The 25,179-nt window shown below is 67.4% G+C and carries 1 protein-coding gene and 2 pseudogenes; all 3 read left to right on the top strand.

All coding sequences use genetic code 11. The features are described 5' to 3' along the window. The first annotated feature begins 13 nt into the window (after window positions 1-13). Window positions 14-6,570: pseudogene (locus ACZ5KU_RS21980) on the top strand (amino acid adenylation domain-containing protein). A gap of 1 nt (window position 6,571) precedes the next feature. Next, window positions 6,572-14,507: pseudogene (locus ACZ5KU_RS21975) on the top strand (amino acid adenylation domain-containing protein). Between the two features lie 15 nt (window positions 14,508-14,522). Further along, complete coding sequence (locus ACZ5KU_RS21970; protein ID WP_464736266.1) at window positions 14,523-25,085, top strand: amino acid adenylation domain-containing protein; 10,563 nt, start codon at window positions 14,523-14,525, stop codon at window positions 25,083-25,085. Window positions 25,086-25,179: the final 94 nt, after the last annotated feature.

The following is a 25,179-nucleotide window of genomic DNA, read 5'->3' as shown; positions in this document are numbered from 1 at the left end:
GAGGGAACAACGCGTGCAGGAGTTAATCGAGTCGGTAGGGCAACTTTCGGCGATGCAGCGAAAGGGGTTGGCCGCTCTGCTCAGGCAGAAGGGCATCAACCTGTTCGAGATCGCGCCGGTGTTCAAGCGCGCGGCCGATGAGCCGCTGCGCCTGTCCTACGCTCAGCAGCGCCAGTGGTTCCTCTGGCAATGGGCGCCGCACAGCGCGGCGTACAACATTGCCATGGCCCTGCGCCTGCAGGGTCGGCTCGATGTGACGGCGCTGCAGGGCAGCCTGCAGGCCCTGGTGGCGCGTCACGAGCCCCTGCGCACGGTATTCACCGAGACCGACGGGCAGCCGCTGCAGGTGGTGCTGCCGGCCGGCACCTTCGAGTTGCCGGTCGAGCGCCTGGCGGCCGGCGCGGGCGACGCGCAGGTCCAGGCGTTCGTGCTCGAGCACGGCCAGGCCCCCTTCGACCTGCGCAATGGCCCGCTGATGCGGGCCGCGTTGTTGCGGGTGGCGGACGACGAGCACGTGCTGGTGCTGACGTTGCACCACATCGTCGCCGATGGCTGGTCGCTGCAGGTGATGATCGAAGAGCTGGTGCAGTGCTATCAGAGCCTCAGCCAGGGGTTGACCCTGGAGCTGCCGGCCCTGCCGATCCAGTATGCCGACTATGCGTTGTGGCAACGCCACTGGATGGAGGCGGGGGAGCAGGAGCGTCAACTGGCCTACTGGCAGCAGCAACTCGGCGGCGAACAGCCGGTGCTGGAGTTGCCGACCGATCATCCGCGTCCCGTGTCCCGCAGTTTTGCCGGGGCGAGCTGCAACCTGACCCTGGAACCGGCCCTCGGCGATGGGCTCAAGGCCCTGGCCCGACGCGAGAGCGTCAGCCTGTTCAGCGTGCTGCTCGCCTCGTTCCAGGCCCTGTTGCATCGTTACACCGGCCAGGCCGATATCCGGGTTGGCGTGCCGGTGGCCAATCGCGAGCGGCCGGAGATCGAGCGCCTGATCGGCTTCTTCGTCAACACCCAGGTGCTCAGGGCCGAGGTCGATGGGCAACAGACCTTCGAGCAGCTGCTGCGCCAGGTCTGGCAGACCGTGCAGCAGGCCCAGGCCCACCAGGACCTGCCCTTCGAACAACTGGTCGAGGCCCTGGAGCCGGGCCGCAACCTGAGCCACAGTCCACTGTTCCAGGTGATGTTCAATCACCAGGCGCAGAGTCGGCTCAAGTCCGGCACCGATCTGGACGGCCTGCGGATCGAGCCGCTGCAATGGCAGAGCCAGACCGCCCAGTTCGACCTGGTGCTCGACACCAGCGAGCAGGCCCATGGCATCGAGGCCGTGTTCAAGTACGCCATCGACCTGTTCGAGCCGGCGACCGTCGAGGCCTTGCTACAGCACTGGGCGAGCCTGCTGCGGGCGATCGTCAGCGATCCGCGCCAGCGCATCGCCGAATTGCCGTTGCTCGATGCGGCGCAACAGCAGCAGGTGCTGGCGCGCTGGAATCCGGCCCCGCAGGTGCATCCGGTCGGGCGCTGCCTGCATCAGTTGATCGAGGACCAGGCCGAGCGGCGTCCCGATGCGGTCGCCGTGGTCTGTGCCGGCGAGCGGCTGACCTATGCCGAACTCAATGCCCGGGCCAACCGCTGGGCCCATCGGCTGATCGCCCGTGGCGTGGGCGCCGACGTGCGGGTAGGCGTCGCGGCCGAGCGTTCGCTGGAAATGATCGTGGCCCTGCTCGCGGTGCTCAAGGCCGGTGGTGCCTATGTACCGCTGGACCCGGCCTATCCCGAGGAACGCCTGCGTCACATGATCGATGACAGCGGCCTGAAACTGCTGCTGGCCCAGGGGCATCTGCTGGAGCGTCTGCCGGTGCCGGCTGAGGTCGAGTGCCTGGATCTGGGGAGCGCCGGGGCGGATGGTTGCGAGGATAACCCGCGGGTCCGGGTCGATGTCGATAACCTGGCCTATGTGATCTACACCTCCGGTTCCACCGGCAAACCCAAGGGGCGCTGCTGCCCCACAGCAACGTGCTGCGCCTGTTCGACGCCACCCGGCACTGGTTCGGCTTCGACAGCCAGGACAGCTGGACGCTGTTCCACTCCTACGCCTTCGATTTTTCGGTCTGGGAAATCTTCGGCGCCCTGCTCCATGGTGGCCGGCTGGTGGTGGTGCCGTACGCGGTCAGCCGTTCGCCCGAGGCCTTCCATGCATTGCTGTGCGACGAGCAAGTGACGGTGCTCAACCAGACCCCCTCGGCCTTCAAGTCGCTGATGGCGGTGGCGCTGGCGTCGCCGCGCGAACTGGCGCTGCGCCAGGTGATCTTCGGTGGCGAAGCCCTGGAGGTGCAGAGCCTGCGCCCCTGGTTCGAACGTTTTGGCGAGCGCGCGCCGACCCTGGTCAACATGTACGGCATCACCGAAACCACCGTGCACGTGACCTACCGGCCGTTGTCGCTGGCCGACCTCGACCAGTCGGCGGGCAGCCCGATCGGCGAGCCGATCGTCGACCTGTCCTGGTACCTGCTGGATGATGCCCTGAACCTGACACCGCCGGGTTGCATCGGCGAGCTGTATGTCGCCGGTGCCGGCCTGGCGCGTGGTTACCTGAACCAGGCGGGGCTGACGGCCACGCGTTTCGTCGCCAACCCTTTCGATCCGCAGGGAGGGCGGCTGTATCGCACCGGCGACCTGGCACGCCTGCGCAGCGACGGGGTGGTCGACTATATCGGCCGCCGCGACCAGCAGGTCAAGATCCGCGGCTTCCGCATCGAGCTGGGGGAAATCGAAGCGCGGTTGCAGGGGCATGATCAGGTCCGCGAGGCCGCGGTGCTGGCCCTGGACGGACAACTGGCGGCCTACCTGGTACCGAGCGATGCGACCCTGCTGGTCGATGCCGAGCGCCAGGCCGCGTGGCGAGGGACGCTGCGCGACTACCTGAAACGGCATCTGGCCGACTACATGGTCCCGGCCCACCTGATGCTGTTGCCGGCCTTGCCATTGACCGCCAACGGCAAGCTCGACCGCAAGGCCCTGCCGGCTCCCGACACCGCGCTGTTGCAGCAGGCCTATGTCGCGCCGCGCAGTCTGCTGCAGCAGCAACTGGCGGCGATCTGGAGCGAAGTGCTCAAGGTCGAACGGGTGGGGCTGGGCGACAACTTCTTCGAACTCGGCGGTCACTCGCTGCTGGCGACCCAGGTGATCGCCCGGGCACGGCAGGTGCTGGGTATCGACGTGGAACTGCGCAGCCTGTTCGAGACCCGTGACCTGGCCGCTTTCGCCGAGAGTGCCGGGCAGGGGGGCGGCACCTCTGCGCCGGCGTTTGTCGCCGTCGATCGCCAGACGCCTTTGCGGCTGTCCTATGCCCAGCAGCGCCAGTGGTTCCTCTGGCAACTGGAGCCGGACAACAGCGCCTATCACATTCCGGCCGCCCTGGCCCTGAACGGTCGCCTCGACCCGCAGGCGCTGCGCCGCAGTTTCGAGGCGCTGGTCGAGCGGCACGAGAGCCTGCGCACCACCTTTGCCCAACGCGATGGCGAGGCAGTCCAGGTGGTGCATCCGGCAGCGGCCTTCGATCTGCCGGTCGAGGTGCTGGGCGATATCGATGCCGCGGCCCTGATGACACGCATCGACCGTGAAGTGCTGACACCCTTCGACCTGCAGCAGGGGCCGTTGCTGCGTGCCCGGCTGCTGCGCCTTGGCGACGAACGCCATGTGCTGGTGGTGACCCTGCACCACATCGTCTCCGACGGCTGGTCGATGCCGATCATGGTCGATGAGCTGATCGAGGCCTATGTGGCCTTCAGCCAGGGCCAACGGCCGCAACCCAAGCCGTTGCCCTTCCAGTACGCCGACTATGCCCACTGGCAGCGCGACTGGATGGAAGCTGGCGAGCAGGCCCGGCAACTGGCCTACTGGAGCGATCAGCTGGGCAGTGAGCAGCCGGTGCTGGAACTGCCGACCGATCGGCCACGGCCATCGTTGCAGAGCCATGCCGGTGCCCGTACCCAGGTCGAACTGGATCGTGCGCTGGTCCAGGGGCTCAAGGGCATCGCCCGGCAGCAGGGCGTGACCCTGTTCATGTTGCTGCTGGCCTCGTTCCAGGCCGTGCTGCATCGGCATTCGGGGCAGAACGACATTCGCGTCGGCGTGCCGGTGGCCAACCGCGGCCGGGTGGAAACCGAAGGGTTGATCGGCTTCTTCGTCAACACCCAGGTACTGCGTGCCGAGTTCGACCTGCATACCCGCTTCGACCAGTTGCTGCAGCAGGTCAGGCAGGCGGTCCTGGGCGCCCAGGCTCACCAGGACCTGCCTTTCGAACACCTGGTGCAGGCCCTGCAGCCGGAGCGCAGCCTGAGCCACAGCCCGCTGTTCCAGGTGATGTACAACCACCAGACCGAACTCAAGGGCGCGGTGCGACCCTTGCCGGGCCTCGAGGTCGAGGCACTGGACAGCGGCAGCCATACCGCCCAGTTCGACCTGACCCTGGACACCTTCGAAAGCGAGGAGGGCCTGCGCGCATCGCTGACCTATGCCACCGCGCTGTTCGACGCGGGCACCATCGAGCGCCTGGCCGGCCATTGGCGCAACCTGTTGCAGGCCCTTGTCAGTGATGGTGTGGAGCAGGCGGTCGCCGAACTGCCGCTGCTCGATGCCCGGGAAACGCAGCGGGTGTTGCAGGACTGGAGCCGGATCGAGGGTCATTACCCGGCCGAGCAGTGCGTGCACCAACTGATCGAGGCCCAGGCAAAACGCACTCCCGAGGCGGTGGCGCTGGTTTTTGGCGAGCAGCAGTTGAGCTATCGCGAACTGGAAGGCCAGGCCAACCGCCTGGCCCGCAAGCTGCGGGACATGGGCGTCGGCCCGGAAGTGGCGGTGGGTATCGCGGTCGATCGCGGGCTGGACATGGTGGTCGGGCTGCTGGCGATCCTCAAGGCCGGCGGCGCCTATGTGCCCCTGGACCCGGAATTCCCCGAGGATCGCCTGGCCTACATGATGCAGGACAGCGACATTCGCCTGCTGCTCAGCCACAGCCCGCTGCTGGCGCGGTTGCCGCTGCCGGCGGGGTTGCCGGTGCTGTGCCTGGACCAGGCCGGGGACTGGCTGCAGGGTTACGACGAGCAGCCGCTGGCGAGCCCGGCCCAACTGCACAACCTGGCCTATGTGATCTATACCTCCGGTTCCACCGGCAAGCCCAAGGGCGTCGCCATCGAACACCACGCCCTGAGCGCTCACTGCCAGGTGGCCATCGAGTACTTCCGCCTGGTGCCGCAGGACCGCGTGCTGCTGTTCTCCACCCTGAACTTCGACGGTTTCGTCGAGCAACTGTTCCCGGCCCTGTGCCGTGGGGCGGGTGTGGTGGTGCGTGGCAACGAGGTCTGGGACAGCACCACCTTCCAGCGCGAGGTGCTGCGTTCGGGCATCACCGTGGCCGACCTGAGCACCGCCTACTGGTACCTGCTGGCCCAGGACTTCTGTCGCCTGGGGTTGCGTGACTTCGGTGCGCTGCGCCAGGTCAGCGCCACCGGCGAGGCGATGCCGGCCGAGGGCATCGGCCTGTGGAAGCAGGCAGGCCTCGAACCTATCCGCCTGCTCAACACCTATGGCCCGACCGAAACCACCATTACCGCCAGTTACCTGGAGTGCGGGCCCTACGTGCGCGGCGAGTTGCCCCGGCCGGTGCTGATGCCGATCGGCCGACCACTGGGCGCACGGCGCATGTACATCCTCGATGCGGCGTTCAATCCGGCGGTGCAGGGCGGCAGTGGCGAACTGCTGATCGGCGGAGCGCTGTTGGCTCGTGGTTACCACCAGCGTCCGGCGCTGACCGCCGAACGCTTCATCCCGGACCCGTTCGACGAGCAGGGTGGTGGTCGGCTGTACCGCACCGGCGATGTCACCCGTTATCGCGACGAGGGCCTGATCGAGTACGTGGGGCGTATCGACCACCAGGTGAAGATCCGTGGCTTCCGCATCGAGCTGGGCGAGATCGAGGCGCGCCTGCAGGAGCATGTGCAGGTGCGCGAGGCCCTGGTGATCGACATCGACGGGCCGTCGGGCAAGCAGCTGGCGGCCTACCTGGTGCCCAACGACCCGGCGCTGGCCCTGGCCGACGCGGCCACCCAGCAGGTTCTGCGCGGGCAATTGCGCGACTACCTCAAGGCCGGCCTGCCGGACTACATGGTCCCGGCGCACCTGCTGGTGCTGGCGCAGATGCCCATGACCCCCAACGGCAAGCTCGATCGCAAGGCCCTGCCCAAGCCGGACCCGAGTCTCTGGCAGCAGGACTATGTGGCCCCACGCAGCGAGCGTGAGCAGCAACTGGCGGCGATCTGGGCCGAGGTGCTGCAGGTCGAGCGGGTGGGCCTGCACGACAACTTCTTCGAGCTGGGCGGCCATTCCCTGCTGGCGGCCCAGGTGATCTCCAGGATTCATTCGGGTCTTGGCATCGACATTCCTCTGCGACTTATTTTCGAGAAACCGCAATTGAACGAATTTTCCCAAGCATTTGAAGACGCGGGCCTGGCCTTGACCGATGACGGGCTGTCCGACATCGAACGCATGATGAACGAAATGGCGGAGGCCTGAGATGGACAAGACCACAGCACAACGGATTGCCCGGCGCTTCGTCGGCCTGCCGCTGGAACAGCGCCGCCAGATCCTGCAGAAAATGAGCGAGAGCGGGCAGAGCTTCAGGCTGCTGCCGATCACCGAAACCCGTCATGACGTTGCACGGATTCCACTGTCCTACGCCCAGCAGCAGATGTTGATCCTCTGGCAACTGGACCCGGACAACAGCGCCTACAACGTGCCCATGGCGGTGCGCCTGAGCGGCCCCCTGGACGAGGCGGCGATGAGCCGCGCGCTGGCCCTGCTGGTGCATCGCCATGAAGCCCTGCGCACCCGTTTCGTCTCGGTCGAAGGCGAGTTCCACCAGGAGATTCTCGACGAGTCGCAGGTCGTCCTGCAGCGGGTGGACATCGCCGGGGAACCTGCCGGAAACCGTGAGGCGCGCCTGCAGGAGCGGGTGGCCGCCGAACTGGCGACACCATTCGACCTGTTGCAGGGGCCGTTGCTGCGGGTGCGGCTGTGGCGCCTGGACGAGGATGAGCACGTCCTCACCCTGTGCATGCACCACAGCGTCTCGGATGGCTGGTCGGGCGAGCTGCTGGTACAGGAATTCATCCGCTTCTACCTGGCCGAGGTGAACGGCAGCCCGGCGGGGCTGGCGCCGTTGCCGATCCAGTACGCCGACTACGCGATCTGGCAACGTGCCTGGCTGGAAGCCGGCGAGGGCGAGCGCCAACTGGCCTACTGGAAGCAGCAACTGGGCGAGGAACAGCCGCTGCTGGAGCTGCCGCTGGACCATGAACGTCCGGCGGTGGCCAGTCATCGGGGGCCATCGTACGCACCAACCTGCCGCCGCAACTCTCGGCACAGCTCAAGGCCCGCGCCCGGCAGAACGGCCAGACCGTGTTCATGCAGGCCCTGGCGGCGCTGGCCGTGGTGCTGGCGCGCAGCAGCGGCCAGGCGGACATTCGCATCGGTGCGCCGAATGCCGGGCGCAACCGCGAGGAGCTGGAAGGACTGATCGGCTTCTTCATCAATACCCAGGTGTTGCGCATCCAGGTGGATGAACGCGACAGCCTCGAGCAGCTGTTGGAACAGGTCAAGCAGGTGGTGAGCGGCGCGCAGTCCCATCAGGAACTGCCGTTCGAACAACTGGTCGATGCCCTGGCACCGGAACGCAGCCTGAGCCACAACCCGCTGTTCCAGGTCAAGATCAACCAGAACGTGCTGGCCGCGCGCAGCAGCGCTGCCCCGGTCCAGTCGGCCTTGAGCGTCGAGGCATTCGCCACCGGCGTGGCCGATGCACGTTTCGACCTGGCCCTGGATTTCACCGATGCCCCGGAGGGCATCGAGGCCGAGTTCACCTACGCCACCGACCTGTTCGAGGCCGGCACGATCGAGCGTCTGGCCCGGGCCTGGCAACAGGTGCTGGAGCAGATGGTCGGCGCCGCCCAGGCGCCGCTGCTGGAGCAGCCGGGCGCGGCCGCCGAACACCCGGCTGCCGCCCAGGCACCGTTCCCCTGCGCGGACTTCCTCGCGCTCTGGCAGCAGGGCCTGCAGGCCGGGCGTGGCCAGCCGGCGCTGCGCTGCGGTACGCAACTGATCGACTATGACGAACTGGAGCGCCGCTCCAACCAGCTGGCGCGTCTGCTGCTGGCCGAAGGTATCGGCGCCGGGGCTGTGGTTGCGCTGTGCCTGGAACGCTCCGTCGACTGGGTGGTGACCTTGCTGGCGGTGCTCAAGACCGGTGCGGTGTACTTGCCGCTGGATAACCGCCAGCCGGCCGAGCGCCTGCAACAATTGCTCAAGGACAGTGCAGCGGCGCTGCTGATCCATGCTCCGGGCGATAGCCTGGCGGCCGGCCTGGGCGTGTGCCCGGCGCTGGCGCCGGTCGCCCAGCAATGGGCCGACCAGGACGATTCGGCACTGGCGCTGCAGGTCGATCCCGAGCAGCCGGCCTACATCATCTACACCTCCGGTTCCACCGGGCAGCCCAAGGGCGTGCTGATCAGCCATCGCGGCCTGGCCAACTACGTGCAGGCGGTGTTGCAGCGCCTGCAACTGGCGCCCGGCGCGAGCCTGGCGCTGGTCTCGACCGTTGCCGCGGACCTGGGCCATACCCAGCTGTTCGGGGCCCTGGCCAGCGGCCGGCTGCTGCACCTGATGTCCCATGAACATGCCTTCGACCCGGACAGCTTCGCCGCCTACATGCACGAACACCAGGTCGATGTGCTGAAGATCGTCCCCAGCCACCTGCAGGGGCTGTTGCAGGCCGCTCGTGCGGCTGATGTGCTGCCACGGCAACTGCTGATCCTCGGTGGCGAGGCCAGCAGTTGGGCGTTGATCGAACAGGTCCGCCAGCTGGCGCCGGATTGCCGGATCATCAACCACTACGGCCCGACCGAGACCACCGTCGGGATCCTCACCCATGAAGTGCGCGAGCGCCTGGACGGCTGCCGCACGGTGCCGGTCGGCCAGCCGCTGGCCAACGACCGGGCGCAGGTGCTGGACGCCTACCTGAACCCGGTGGCCGAGCGTGTGCCGGGCGAGCTGTACCTGGGCGGTGCCGGCCTGGCCCTGGGGTACCTGGGGCAGGCGGCGCTGACCGCCGAGCGTTTCGTGCCCGATCCCGCGGCGCAGCAGGGCGAACGCCTGTACCGGGCCGGCGACCGTGCGCGCTGGGTCGATGGCCGGGTGGAATACCTGGGGCGTGCCGATGACCAGGTGAAGATTCGTGGCTACCGGGTCGAGCCGGGCGAAGTCGCCCAGCTGTTGCTGGGGCTCGACGGCGTGGCGGAGGCGGTGGTGCTCGCGCTGCCTCTGGAGAGCGATGCCACGCGCCTGCAACTGGTGGCCTACTGCGTGGCCACGCAAGGCCTCACCCTGCAAGGCGAGGCGTTGCGCCAGCAACTGCAGGCAGGGTTGCCGGAATACCTGGTACCGGCGCACATCGTGGTGCTGGAGCGCCTGCCGCTGACCGCGAATGGAAAGCTGGACAAGCGCGCCTTGCCCGTGCCGGGCGCGACCCAGCAACGTTATGTCGCACCGGTGGGCGAGATCGAGGAGAAACTGGCCGCGGTCTGGGCCGATGTGCTCAAGCTGGAACGGGTCGGCAGCACGGACAACTTCTTCGAACTCGGTGGCGACTCGATTCTCAGCCTGCAGATCATCGCCCGGGCCAAGCGCCAGGGGCTCAAGCTCAGTCCAAAACAACTATTCGAGAAGCAGACCATCGCGCAACTGGCGACGGTGGCCAAGCTGATCGAGAAGAAAACGGCCGTCGAGGCGCCGCAGCAGGTCAGCGGCGAGCAGCCGTTGCTGCCGATCCAGGTGCGGTTCTTCGAAACGGCTATCCCCGAGCGGCATCACTGGAACCAGTCGGTGTTGCTCAAGGCCCGAGAAACCCTGCAGGCCGCTCATGTCGAGCGGGCACTGGCGACGCTGGTCGAGCAGCACGACGGCCTGCGCCTGAGCTTCGAGGCGCAGGCTGATGGCTGGCGGGCCCGCTACCGGTTGGAGCAGCCGGCCGGGATGTTGTGGGTACGCGATCTGTCGTCGACTGCCGAGCTGGCCGCACTGCTGGACGAGGCACAACGAAGTCTGAACCTGACACAGGGGCCGCTGCTGCGTGCGGTGCTGGTCAACCTGCCGGCGGGCGGGCAGCGCCTGCTGCTGGTGATCCACCACCTGGTGGTCGATGGCGTGTCCTGGCGTGTGTTGCTGGAGGACCTGCAATCGGCCTACGTGGCGATCGCCCAGGGCCAGGCGCCGGCCCTGGCGGCCCGCGGCAGTTCGCTCAAGACCTGGGCCGAGCATTTGCACCAACATGCGCAGAGTCCGCTGATGGAGCAGGAACTGGCCTACTGGCAGGAGCAGTTGCGCGGCGTCAGCGACGCCTTGCCCTGTGACCGCCCGGAAGGCGGGCAGCAGCGGCGCCATGCCGCCTCCGTACAGACCCGCCTGGGGAGCGAACTGACCCGGCAGTTGCTCCAGCAGGCGCCCGCCGCCTATCGGACGCAGATCAACGACCTGCTGCTCACCGCCCTGGCGCGGGTCATCGGCCGCTGGACCGGGCAGCCCGACACGCTGATCCGTCTTGAAGGGCACGGCCGTGAAGACCTCTTCGACGGACTGGACCTGAGCCGCACCAGCGGCTGGTTCAGCACCCTCTATCCGGTCCGGCTGAGCCCCGAGGATTCGCTGGGCGGTTCGATCATGGCGATTAAGGAGCAACTGCGTGCGGTGCCGAACAAGGGCATCGGCTACGGCCTGCTGCGCTACCTCGGCACGCCGGCGGCGCGCCAGGCCCTGCAGGGCCTGGCCGAAGGCAGCATCGTCTTCAACTACCTGGGGCAGGTCGAGCAGGGTGTCGACAAGGACAACGGCCTGTTCCAGCTCGCCGGCGAGGACAGCGGCCAGGGCCAGGACGCGGCGGCGCCACTGGGCAGCCTGATCAGCATCAATGGCCAGGTGCAGGACGGCGAGCTGGCATTGCACTGGGAGTTCAGCCGCGAGGTGTTCGACACGTCGACCCTGCAGCGCCTGGCCGACGAGTATGCCCGGGAGCTGGAGGCGCTGATCGTTCACTGTGCCGCGGGCGCCGGCCAGGGCGTGACCCCATCGGACTTCCCGCTGGTTCGCCTGAGCCGCGAGCAATTGCAGCGCCTGCCGGTGGCGGCGCAGGACATCGCCGATATCTATCCGCTGTCGCCGATGCAGGAGGGCCTGCTGCTGCACACCCTGCGTGAAGCCGGCTCGGGTATCTACCTGATGCAGTACTGCTACCTGATCGACCACGATATCGACCGGCAGGCCTTCACCCGGGCCTGGCGCACGGTGGTCGAGCGGCATGAGGTACTGCGCACCTCGTTCTGCTGGGATGTCGGCGACACCCTCGTGCAGATCGTCCGGCGCACGGTCGCCCCGGATATCCGTTTCATGGATTGGCAGGGCGTGGATGCCGCCGACTACGAAGCCCGCCTGAACGCGGAGCTGAGCGCCGAGCTGCAACAGGGCTTTGACCTGGCCGGTGAGGTGCCGTTCCGCCTGCGGTTGATCCAGCTGGGGCCGCAACGCTATGGCTTCGTCCTGAGCAATCACCATATCCTGCTCGATGCCTGGTGCCGCATGGGGATCGTGGCGGAGTTCTTCGAACTGTACGCTGCCGAGGTGGAAGGGCGCGCCATGCAACTGCCGCTGCCACCGCGCTATCGGGACTTCATCGCCTGGCTGCAGGGGCACGACGAGCAGGTTTCCACGACGTTCTGGGAACGCGAGCTGGCCGGTTTCGAGCAGCCGACCGCCTTGCCGTTCGACCGCCTGATCAGCCGCGATGCCGGTACTTCGTCGACCGGCGACTGCCTGACCCGCCTCGGCAGCGAACAGACGCAGCAATTGTCCCGCATCGCCCAGTCCAGCCAGTTGACCCTCAATACGCTGGTGCAGGCGGCCTGGTCGGTGGTGCTGCACCGCTACAGCGGCGAGCGCGACGTGCTGTTCGGTGTCACGGTTTCCGGGCGTCCGGTCGAGCTCCCCGAAATGCAGGCCACGGTCGGGCTGTTCATCAACAGCATTCCGTTGCGCGTACGGATTCCCGGTGCCCACGATCCGCAGACGGTCAAGGCCTGGCTGCAGGGGGTGCAGGCGCACAACCTCGAGCTGCGCGAGCATGAGCATCTGCATCTGGTGACCATCCAGGGGCGCAGCGAGGTCGGCAAGGGCCAGGCGCTGTTCGACAGTCTGTTCGTGTTCGAGAACGCGCCGATCGAAGACAGCATCGGCGAACAGGCCGATAGCCTGAAGATCGAGTCCGGCTCCTCGCGGACCCACACCAACTATCCGCTCACTGTGGTGATCTACCCGGGCTCCAGCCTGGGGCTGCACCTGTCCTATGACCAGCGCCTGTTCGAGCAGGCCACGGTCGAACGCCTGCTGGGCGACCTGCGCGAGGTGCTCCAGGCGTTTGCCGAGGGCATCGACCGGGACTTCCAGGACCTGGTGGCGACCTTGCAGGCGCCGCTGGCGCTGGGCCGCGATACCGACGATGCGCCTGGCGCCGACCTCGACCAGGGTTATGCGCAACTGTTCCGCCGCACCGTACAGCGGGTTCCACAGCAGGTGGCGGCGACTTGCCAGGGGCAGGGCTGGACCTACGCCGAGCTGGATCGGCACAGCGACCGCCTGGCGGTGGCGCTGCAGGCCAGCGGGGTGGTGGCCGACGACCTGGTGGCGGTGCTCGGTGAGCGCGGTCTGCCGCTGCTGGGCATGGTGGTCGCCGGGTTCAAGGCCGGTGCCGGCTACCTGGGCCTGGACCCCTCGCTGCCGGCACAGCGACTGGCGGATATCCTCTCCCTCAGCGGCAGCCGCGTGCTGGTTTGCAGCAGCGCCTGCCGGGCGTTGGCCGAGCAGTTGCTGGCGCGTATCGACGAAGCGGCCCGGCCGCGGCTGCTGGTCTGGGAGCAGGTGCTGGAGCAGCCGGCATCCGCTGCGTTGCCGGCGGCCCTGCCGGCGATCACTGCCCGCCACCTGGCCTACGTGATCTTCACCTCGGGTTCCACCGGCCTGCCCAAGGGCGTGATGGTGGAACAGGGCGGTATGCTCAACAACCAGTTGAGCAAGGTGCCCTACCTGGGGCTGACCGAACAGGATGTGATCGCCCAGACCGCTTCGCAGAGCTTCGACATTTCCGTCTGGCAACTGCTGACCGCCGCACTCTGCGGGGCCCGCGTCGAGATCGTGCCCTCGGTCATCGTCCAGGACCCGGCCGCGTTGCTCAGGCATGTGGAACAGACCGGCATCACCGTCCTTGAAGTGGTGCCGGCGCTGATCCAGGGGCTGCTCGACCAGCCGGTGGCGCGACTGGCGAGCCTGCGTTACCTGCTGACCACGGGCGAGGCAATGGCCCCGGCGCTGGCTGAGCGCTGGTTGCGCCAGTACCCGGACATTCCCTTGATCAACGCCTATGGTCCGGCCGAATGTTCCGATGACGTGGCCCTGCACCGGGTGCAGTTGCAGGACCGTGAGCGCGCCTATCTGCCGATCGGCCTGGACACCGATCACAACCGGCTGAGTGTGCTCAACGATCTGCTCGAACCGATGCCGGAGCGCGCCACGGGCGAACTGCATATCGCTGGCCTGGGGGTTGGCCGCGGCTACCTGGGCGACCCGAAACGTACGGCCCTGAGCTTCGTGCCCAACCCGTTCGGCCAGACGCCGGGCGAGCGGCTGTACCGCACCGGCGACCTGGTTCGGCGCCGGGCTGCCGACGGCGTGCTGGAGTACGTCGGGCGTACGGACTACCAGGTGAAGATCCGTGGCTTCCGTATCGAGCTGGGCGAGATCGAGGTGCGCCTGCAGCAGCATGCCGCGGTGCGCGAGGCGGTGGTGGTCGACATCGATGGCCCGGGCGGCCGGCAACTGGCGGCGTACCTGGTGCCCAGGGACAGCGGCTGGACGGCGGACGATGTCCCGGCCTTGCGTGATGGGCTCAAGGCACACCTCAGGGAGCACCTGCCGGAGTACATGGTGCCGACACACCTGGTGGTGCTGGAGCGGATGCCGCTGACCGCCAACGGCAAGCTCGACCGCCGGGCCTTGCCCAAGCCGGACGCCAGCCAGCTGCAGCATCGCTATGTGGCGCCGCAGACCGAGCAGGAGCGGCAGCTGGCCGATATCTGGGCCGATGTGCTGAAGGTCGAGCGGGTGGGATGGATGACCACTTCTTCGAGCTGGGCGGGCATTCGCTGCTGGTCATGCAGGTGATGGTGCGCATCCGTGACCAGTTGCAGGTCGAGGTGTCGCTCAACGAGTTGTTCGAGCTGCCGGTGCTGGCGGACTTCAGTCGCGCGGTCCGGCAGAAAACCGGCCAAAGTGGCCAGGCCCAGGATGAATTGGCTAAATCGCTGGCCGCCCTCAAACGTCTTACTGCGGAGGAAATCGATAATTTGATCGCATAGCGGGAGAACATCAAAGTGCAAGAGCTGCTCGACTCCGTAAAATCGCTGTCCATCCGCGAGCGCAAGGCGCTCTCGGCGTTGCTCAAGCGACAAGGGGTGAACCTCTACGGGGTGACCCCGATTTTCAGACGGGAGTCAGAGTCGTCTTCGGCGCTGTCCTACGCCCAGCAACGCCAGTGGATTCTCTGGCAACTGGAGCCGGGCAGCGCCGCCTACAACCTCCCCACGGCCTTGCGCCTGAAGGGCAGCCTGGACACCGAAGCCCTGCGCCGCAGTTTCGAGGCGCTGATCCGGCGCCACGAAACCTTGCGCACCACCTTGCGCGAGGACGCCGGGCAGGTGCTGCAGGTGATCCACCCGGCCGATGTTTTCACGCTGGCGCCGGAGCGCCTGGCGTCCCCGCTTTCCGACGATCCCGATGAACAGATCCGCGCCTGCGTGGAGGACGAGGTGCAGCGGCCCTTCGACCTCGAGCGCGGGCCGCTGATGCGGGTTCGCCTGCTGCGGATCGCCGAGCAGGACCATGTGCTGATCCTGACCGTGCACCACATCGTTTCCGACGGCTGGTCGATGCCGATCATGGTCGACGAGCTGGTCCGCCTCTACGACGGTTTCCGCCAGGGCCGCGAGGTCGAACTCCCCGCCCTGCCGATCCAGTACGCCGACTATGCCCAGTGGCAGCGCGACTGGATGGAGGCGGGCGAACAGGAACGCCAGCTCGGCTACTGGAAGGGCCAGCTGGGTGGCGAGCAACCCGTGCTGGAACTGCCCGTCGACCGACCACGTCCGACCCAGCCGAGCCTGGCCGGACAGAGCCTGGCCATCGACCTGCCACCGGCACTGGCCCAGTCCCTCAAGACGGTTGCCCGGCAACAGGGCGTAACCCTGTTCATGCTGTTGCTGGCCTCGTTCCAGACCCTGCTGCACCGTTACTGCGGCCAGACCGACATCCGCGTCGGGGTGGCTATCGCCAACCGTAGCCGCGTGGAAACGGAAGGGCTGATAGGTTTCTTCGTCAACACTCAGGTCCTGCGGGCCGAGATCGACGCCCAGGCCCCCTTCGCCCAGTTGCTGCAGCAGGTGAAGAAAACCGCGCTCGACGCCCAGGCCCACCAGGACCTGCCGTTCGAGCAACTGGTGGAGGCCTTGCAGCCCGAGCGCAGCCTGAACCGCACGCCGTTGTTCCAGGTGATGTTCAACCACCAGACCCAGGTGCGAGGCGAGGCGCGCGAGCTGGCCGGCCTGCGTGTCGAGGGCCTGGCCTGGGAGAAACGCACCGCCCAGTTCGACCTGACCCTGGACACCTTCGAAAGCGACGAGGGCCTGGGGGCGGCGTTCACCTACGCGAGTGACCTGTTCGAGCCCGCCACCATCGAGCGCCTGGCCAGGCATTGGCGCAGCCTGCTGGCAGCCATCGGTGCGGACCCGCAACAACGTATCGCCGCGTTGCCGATGCTGGACCCGGCGGAGCGGCAACGCACCCTCCAGGCCTGGAACCCGGCACCGGCGGCGCACCCCGCCACGGCCTGCGCCCATGAGCTGATCGAAGCCCAGGCCCTGCAGGCACCGGATGCGCTGGCGGTGACCCATGGCACCCGCAGCCTGACCTATGGCGAGCTGAACCGCCGGGCCAACCAGCTGGCGCACTATCTGCGCGCCTGTGGCATCGGCCCGGACGTGCTGGTGGGCCTGGCGGTGGACCGCGGCCTGGAGATGCTGGTCGGCCTGCTGGCGATCCTCAAGGCCGGCGGTGCCTACGTACCGCTGGACCCGGATTACCCCGAGGATCGCCTGGCGTACATGATCCAGGACAGCCACATCCGCCTTCTGCTGACGCAGAGCCACCTGGCGGGCCGCCTGCCGGTTCCCGACAGCGTGCGCAGCCTCTGCCTGGACCAGGAAGGCGACTGGCTGGAAGGTTATCCACAGCAGAACCTGCCGACGCTGACCGACCCCGACAACCTCGCCTATGTGATCTATACCTCCGGCTCCACTGGCAAGCCCAAGGGTACGCTGCTGCCGCACCGCAATATTCTCCGGCTGTTCCAGGCCACTGACGAATGGTTCGGGTTCGGGCCCCAGGACGTCTGGACGATGTTCCACTCCTATGCGTTCGACTTCTCGGTCTGGGAGATCTTCGGGGCGCTGATGCACGGCGGTCGCCTGGTCATCGTGCCGCGCGATGTCAGCCGTTCGCCGCAGGACTTCTACCCGCTGCTGCTCAGTGAGGGGGTCACGGTACTGAACCAGACGCCTTCGGCGTTCAAGCAACTGGCACGGGTGGCCTGCGAGGCGCCGCCGTCGTCTGCGCCGCTGGCCCTGCGCTATGTGGTGTTTGGCGGCGAAGCCCTGGACGTCGGCAGCCTGCAACCCTGGTTCGAGCGCTTTGGCGATCGCTCGCCGCAATTGGTCAACATGTACGGCATCACCGAAACCACGGTGCACGTGACGTACCGGCCGATCGGCCGCGAGGACCTGCTGCAGGCGGGCGTCAGCCCGATTGGCGAGGTTATCCCCGACCTGTCGTGGTATGTGCTGGATGCCGATTTCAACCCCGTCGCCCAGGGCTGCAGCGGTGAGCTGCATGTGGGCCGCGCGGGCCTGGCGCGCGGTTACCACCAGCGTCCGGCGCTGACCGCCGAGCGCTTCGTGCCCGATCCGTTCGACGAGCAGGGCGGTGGCCGCCTGTACCGCGCTGGCGACCTGGCCCGTTATCGGACCGAGGGCTGTATCGAATACATCGGGCGTCTGGATCATCAGGTGAAGATTCGCGGTTTTCGCATCGAACTGGGCGAAATCGATGCCCGGCTGCGCGAGCAGGTTGCCGTCCAGGAAGTCAGCGTAATCGATATCGACGGCCCGGGCGGCAAGCAACTGGTGGCCTACCTGGTGCCCAGCGACCCGACGCTGCTGGAGGCCGATCCGCAGGTCCAGGGGCAATGGCGGCGTGAGCTGCGCGAGCACCTCAAGGCCGTGCTGCCCGACTACATGGTGCCGGCCCACTGGGTCCTGCTGCGCCAGATGCCGCTGACCGCCAACGGCAAGCTGGACCGCCGGGCCTTGCCGGCACCGGATGCCGCGCAGGCGCAGAGAAGCCATGTCGCCCCGGTGACCGCCGTGCAGCAGCAGGTGGCGCAGATCTGGGCCGAGGTGCTGAAGATCGAGCGGGTCGGGCTGGACGACAACTTCTTCGAGCTGGGCGGGCACTCGCTGCTGGCGACCCAGGTCATCTCGCGGATTCGCCAGAGCCTCGAACTGGAGCTGTCGTTGCGTGACCTGTTCGAAGCCCAGGATCTGGCGGCATTCGTGCGCAAGGCCGAGGGCGGCGCCGCCCCGACTCCGGTCGCGGCCATCGAGCCGGCCGATCGGACGCAACCGCTGCTGCTCTCCCATGCCCAGCAGCGCCAGTGGTTTCTCTGGCAACTGGAGCCGGATAGTGCCGCCTACAATATCCCGGCGGCCCTGCAACTGCGCGGCACATTGGACGTCGAGGCCCTGCGGCGCAGCTTCGAAACGCTGATCGCCCGTCACGAAACCCTGCGCAGCACCTTCCGCGAGGAGGGCGAACTGACCGTCCAGGTCATTCATCCGGCCACCACCTTCGACTTGCCCGTCGAGCGCCTGGCGGACATCCCGGCGGCCGGGCGCGAGGCGGCCATCCGCGCCTACGTCGAGCGTGAGGCCGCCCAGGCGTTCGACCTGGTGCAGGGCCCCCTGCTGCGGGTGCGCCTGCTGCAGGTGGAAGACACCGAGCATGTGCTGGTGCTGACCGTCCACCATATCGTCTCTGATGGCTGGTCCACGCCGATCATGGTCGACGAACTGGTGCGTCTGTACAGCGCCTACCACCAGGGCGTTGCCGTCGATCTGCCGGCCCTGCCGGTGCAATACGCCGATTACGCCCAGTGGCAACGGCGCTGGATGGCCGAGGGCGAGCAGGCCCGCCAGCTGGACTACTGGATCGGACAACTGGGTGGCGAGCAGCCGGTGCTCGAATTGCCCACCGACCGGCCGCGCCCGACGATTCGCAGCCATGCCGGCGAGCGCCTGGCCATCGAGCTGCCGCCGGGGCTGGCCGATGGCCTCAGGGCCGCGGCCCGACAGCAGGGCGTGACCCTGTTCGTGTTGCTGCTGGCCTCGTTCCAGACCCTGTTGCATCGTTACAGCGGTCAGGCCGATATCCGTGTCGGGGTGCCGATCGCCAACCGCAACCGGGTCGAAACCGAACGCCTGATCGGCTTCTTCGTCAATACCCAGGTGCTGCGTGCCGGGTTCACCTCGAGCCTGACCTTCAGCGAATTGCTGCAACAGGTCCGGCAGGCGGCCCTGGAGGCCCAGGCGCACCAGGACCTGCCGTTCGAGCAGTTGGTGGAGGCGTTGCAGCCCGAGCGCAGCCTGAGCCACAGCCCGTTGTTCCAGGTCATGTACAACCACCAGGCCGAAGGGCCTGGCGAGTTGCACATGTTGCCCGGCCTGACGGTCCAGGGGCTGGCCTGGGACAGCCATGTCGCCCAGTTCGACCTGGCCCTGGACACCCATGAGAACGTCGACGGGCTGAGTGCCGCCCTGACGTACTCCAGCGCGCTGTTCGACCCCTCGACCATCGAGCGCATGGCCGGCCACTGGCGCAACCTGCTGGCGGCGATTGCCAGCGGCGCCCATCGCCGCGTGGTCGAACTGCCGATGCTCGACGATGACGAGCGCCAGCGGATCGTCGTCGACTGGAACCGCAGTGAGGCCGACTACCCGGCAGGCCGCTGCATTCATGAGCTGATTGCCGAACAGAGCCGCCTGACGCCGCAGGCGACGGCCCTGCTGTTCGATGATGCGGACATGAGCTACCAGCAACTGGACCGGCATTCCAACCGCCTGGCCCACAAGCTGCGGGAATTGGGCGTGGGGCCGGATGTGCTGGTCGGCGTGGCCGTGGAGCGCGGCCCGCAGATGCTGGTGGGCCTGCTGGCGATCCTCAAGGCCGGTGGCGCCTACGTGCCGCTGGACCCGGACTTCCCGGCCGATCGCCTGGCGTACATGGTGCAGGACAGCGGGCTGGCGTTGTTGCTGACCGAGAGTCACTTGAGTATCCACCAGGCCCTTGGCGCCGAAGTGCGCAGCCTGTTCCTCGACCAGTCGCAGGACTGGCTGCACGGGGTCGACGAGGCACCGCTGGCCAACCTGGCGCAGCCGGACAACCTGGCCTACGTGATCTACACCTCCGGCTCCACCGGCAAGCCCAAGGGCGTGGCGGTGCCGCACGGGGCGCTGGTGAACTTCCTCTTCAGCATGGCCGAACAGCCGGGTGTCGAGCCTTCGGACCGGGTGCTGTCGTTGACCTCCCTGTCCTTCGACATCGCCGGGCTGGAGCTGTACCTGACGCTGATGCGCGGCGCGGCGGTGGTACTGCTGCGCCAACAGCAGAACAAGGATCCGCAGGCCTTGCTGGAGATCATCGGCCGACGCCAGGTCACGGTGATCCAGGCGACGCCGTCGACCTGGCGCATGCTGCTCGACAGCGCGCCGCCGGGCCTGCTGGCCGGCTGCAAGGTGCTCTGCGGGGGTGAAGCCCTGAGCGCCGAGCTGGCGCAGCGGCTGATCGAGCAGGCCGGGCATGTCTGGAACGTCTATGGCCCGACCGAAACCACCATCTGGTCGGCGCGACACTACCTGACCTTGAGCGACGACATCCGGCTCGGCCGGCCGATCGCCAACACCCGCCTGCATATCCTCAGCGACGACTTCGACGTGCTGCCGCCGGGCGCCCGTGGCGAACTGCTGATCGGTGGCGACGGCCTGGCGCGGGGCTATCACCAGCGTCCGGGGCTGACCGCCGAACGCTTCATTCCGGATCCGTTCGACCGCAAGGGCGGTGGCCGCCTGTACCGTACCGGCGACCTGACCCGCTACCATGGCGACGGCGTGATCGAGTACGCCGGACGCCTGGACCACCAGGTGAAGATCCGCGGTTTCCGCATCGAGCTGGGCGAAATCGAGGCGCGGTTGCAGGAGCATGCCGGCGTCCGCGAAGCCGTGGTCATCGATATCGACGGCCCGGCGGGCAAACAACTGGCCGCGTACCTGGTGGCCGAGCAGGCGGGCCAGGATACCGAGGCGGCAAGGGAAGCGTTGCGGCGCGAGCTGAGGGAGTGGTTGAAGGCCGGCCTGCCGGACTACATGGTGCCGTCTCACCTGATCCTGCTGGAGCGACTGCCGCTGACCCCGAACGGCAAGGTCGATCGCAAGGCCCTGCCGGCTCCGCAGGCCAATCTCGCGCAGTTCGAGTATCGGGCCCCGCAGACCGCGCTGGAACAAGCCTTGGCCGGGATCTGGCAGGAGGTGCTGAAGGTCGACCGGGTCGGTCTGGGCGACAACTTCTTCGACCTGGGCGGGCATTCGCTGATGGCGACCCAGGTGATTTCCCGGGTGCGCCAGGGGCTCGATGTCGAGTTGCCCCTGCGTACGCTGTTCGAGGCCGACAACCTGGCCGAGTTCGCCGAACGGGTCGCCCAGGGTACGCTCAACCGGGCGCCGGCGCTGCTGCCGATCGGGCGTGACCAGCCGCTGGCGTTGTCCTATGCCCAGCAGCGCCAGTGGTTCCTCTGGCAACTGGAGCCGGACAGTGCCGCCTACAACATCCCGGCTGCCCTGCGGCTTGAGGGGGCCCTGGATGTCGAGGCGCTGCGGCGCAGCTTCGAGGCCCTGTGCGCTCGTCACGAAGTGCTGCGTACCACCTTCCGCCAGGACGGCGAGCGGGCGGTGCAGGTCATTCATCCGGCAACGGCGTTCACGCTGACGGTCGATGCCTGTGCGCAGTCCGCCGGCGAGGCGGAAATCGCCCACTACATCGACGAGGAAATCCGCCAGCCATTCGATCTGGAGCAGGGGCCACTGTTGCGGGTGAAACTGCTGCGCCTGGCGCCGCAGGCCCATGTCCTGGTCCTGACCGTGCACCATATCGTTGCCGATGGCTGGTCGATGCCGGTCATGGTCGACGAACTGGTGCAGTTGTATGAAGCCGGCAGCCAGGGGCGCGCGGCCGAACTGCCGGCGCTACCGATCCAGTATGCCGACTATGCCGTGTGGCAGCGGCAATGGATGGAGGCGGGCGAACAGCGTCGCCAGCTGGATTACTGGCAGGCCCAACTGGGCGGCGAGCAGCCGGTCCTCGAACTGCCGCTGGACCGGCCGCGGCCGACCCAGCAGAGCCATGCCGGCGATCGGCTGTCGGTCGAACTGGATTCGCAACTGGTGCAGGCCCTGAAAACCACGGCCCGCGAGCAGGGCGTCACTCTGTTCATGCTGTTGCTGGCCTCGTTCCAGACCTTGCTGCAGCGTTACTCCGGGCAGGCCGATATCCGCGTGGGCGTTCCCGTCGCCAACCGGACGCGGGTCGAGACCGAACGCCTGATCGGCTTCTTCGTCAACACCCAGGTGCTCAAGGCCGAATTCCATGCGGCGCTGACCTTCACCGAACTGCTGCAACAGGTGAAGAGAACCGCCCTGCAGGCCCAGGGTCACCAGGACCTGCCATTCGAACAACTGGTGGAGGCCCTGCAGCCGGAGCGTAGCCTGAGCCACAGCCCGCTGTTCCAGGTGATGTACAACCACCAGAGCCAGGTCAGTGGCGAAGGCCATCAACTGTCCGGGCTGCAGGTGCAGGGCCTGGTGCCGGCCAGCCATACCGCGCAGTTCGACCTGACCCTGGACACCAGCGAGCATGAGCAGGGCCTGGGGGCGACCCTGACCTATGCCACCGCGCTGTTCGACCGCGGCACGATCGAGCGCATGGCGCGTCATTGGCGGGCGTTGCTGGTGGCGATCAGCCGCGATGCGAGCCAGCGGGTTGCCGACCTGCCGTTGCTGAGCGACAGCGAACGGCAGCAGATCGAGCGGGAATGGAACCGGACCGCGGCGGCCTACCCGGTCCAGGCCTGCGTGCATGGCCTGATCGAGGCCCAGGCCGGGCGGACGCCCGAGGATACGGCGCTGATCTGGCACGAGGGGCGCATGAGCTACCGGCAGTTGGACCAGCGTTCCAACCAGCTGGCGCAGACCTTGCGCCAGGCGGGCGTGGGGCCTGACGTGCTGGTGGGGATCGCGGTCGAGCGCGGGCCGGACATGCTGCTGGGCCTGCTGGCGATCCTCAAGGCCGGCGGTGCCTATGTGCCGCTGGACCCGGATTTCCCCGAGGACCGGCTGGCCTACATGATGCAGGACAGCGGCCTGCAACTGCTGCTGACCCAGAGCCCGTTGCTGGAGCGCCTGCCGCTCCCCGAGGGCGTGCGCAGCCTGTGCCTGGACCGCGAGCAGCAGTGGCGTGATGGTGTGGATGAGGCTGCGCTGGCGAACCTGGCACAACCGGACAACCTGGCCTATGTGATCTACACCTCGGGTTCCACCGGCAAGCCCAAGGGCGTCGCGGTGCGCCACGAAGGCTTGAGCAACTTCCTCTTCAGCATGGCCGAACAGCCGGGGATCGATGCCCGCGACCGGGTGCTGTCGCTGACTTCGCTGTCATTCGATATCGCCGGTCTGGAGCTGTACCTGCCATTGATGTGCGGCGCTGCGGTGGTCTTGCTGGACAAGGGCGACAACAAGGACCCGCAACGGCTGGTCGAGTCGATCGAGCGTCACGCGGTCAGCCTGGTCCAGGCGACCCCATCGACCTGGCGCATGCTGCTCGACCAGGCCCCGGCCGGTCTCCTGGCCGGGCGCAAGGTCCTCTGCGGCGGCGAGGCGTTGAGTGCCGAACTGGCGCAGCGGCTGATCGAGCAGGCCGGGCATGTCTGGAACGTCTACGGCCCGACCGAGACGACGATCTGGTCCGCCGCCCACTACCTGACCGCCAGCGACGATGTCTGGCTGGGGCGTCCGATCGCCAATACCCGCCTGCATATCCTCGGGGATGACTTCGATACCCTGCCGCTGGGCGCGCGCGGTGAGCTGCTGATCGGCGGTCACGGCCTGGCCCGCGGCTATCATCAACGCCCGGGATTGACCGCCGAGCGTTTCGTCCCCGATCCGTTCGACGAGCAGGGCGGTGGGCGCCTGTACCGCACGGGGGACCTGACCCGTTATCGCGAACAGGGCATGATCGAGTACGTCAGTCGTCTCGACCATCAGGTGAAGATCCGCGGCTTCCGTATCGAACTGGGTGAAATCGAGGCCCGCCTGCAGGAGCACGCCGCCGTTCGCGAAAGCAGTGTGATCGACCTCGATGGGCCGGCCGGCAAGCAGTTGGCCGCCTACCTGGTGCTCAGCGAGGCGGGCGTCGAGCAGCCCTGGGAGTCACTGCACGCACAACTCCGGTCGCACCTGAAGGCCGGCCTGCCGGACTATATGGTGCCTGTGCACCTGGTGGTGCTGGAGCGGATGCCGCTGACGCCGAACGGCAAGCTGGACCGCAAGGCGCTGCCACTGCCGGACGCCAACGCGGTACAGCGCAGCCATGTCGCCCCGCGGACCGAACTGGAACAGCGCCTGGCCGATATCTGGGCCGAGTTGCTGAAGGTCGAGACGGTCGGCCTGAACGATAACTTCTTCGAGCTGGGCGGACATTCGCTGCTGGTGATCTCTCTGGTCGGCCGGCTGCGTGAGGCCTTCGGTGTGACGATCAAGCTGCACGACTTCCTGCTGATGGAGACACTGGCCGACCTCGCCGATTTCATGCGCGAAGGCGAGGCGAAGGTGAAGACGCCGGTCATCAGCATGAACGGTTGCCACGCGGATAATGCTCCGCTGTTCTGCCTGCCACCGGGCGGCGGCGGCACCTACTCCTACTATCCGTTGGCGGGGCAACTGAAGGACGAACGACGGGTCTACGGGCTGGTCAACAAGAGCTATGTGGTGCCGGGCTGGTTCGACCGTTCCTGGGAAGAGATGGTCGGCTACTACGTCCAGCAGATCCGGCAGACCCAGCCCGAGGGGCCATACAACCTGCTGGGCTGGTCCCTGGGCGGGGCCCTGGCGATCGAAGTGGCCCATGTACTGGAGCAGAGCGGCGACCAAGTGAGTTTCCTCGGCCTGGTGGACACCAGCCTGCCGGCGGCACTGGAGGTCTTTGCGCCCGAGCAGGAGCCGGTGCCGGACGCCGCGGCGCCGGAGCAGAGCCTGTTCGCGAACCTGGTGGGCAGCCTCCTGGCCTTCGTTCCCGGCGTCGAGGAGCAGACCATCGTCGGGCTGATCGAGCAGGCGCGGGCGCAGTGGGACGATGAGCAGGTGATTGCCGACTGGGTCATCGACCAGGTTGCGTTGGTCGGCGGTGTCAGCGCCGAGGGCCTGCGTGAGGTCTACCGCGATATCGCCGTGCAGGACGAAATCGAGACCGGCTACCGCCTGTTGCGCACCAACGCGATCCTCAGCGAGGCCTTCACGCTCAAGCCGTTGCAGGTCAAGCCGGATTGCTGGTGGGCGGGGGCGAGCAAGACCGCCGAGGAAATCGGCGCGGCGCAGGCCGTGCTGGTGGAGCAGTGCTCGCGTAATGGGCTGGCCACCTCGATGGCGCTGGAGGAGAACCATGACAGCATCATTCTCTCCCAGGCGTTGTTGACGGCGGTACTGGAGCGTCTGAAGTCAGTCTGACTGAGCCGGCGGGAAATGAAAAAGCCAGGGCCCGCGCCCTGGCTTTTTCATGCCGCCAGTCCAGGGTTCAGCGAATGCATTCCTCTTCCTGGTG

Source organism: Pseudomonas sp. Tof1 (genome assembly GCF_055390395.1).
The sequence above is the reverse complement of the archived record's forward strand: the minus strand, read 5'-3'. Positions and strand labels throughout refer to the sequence as shown.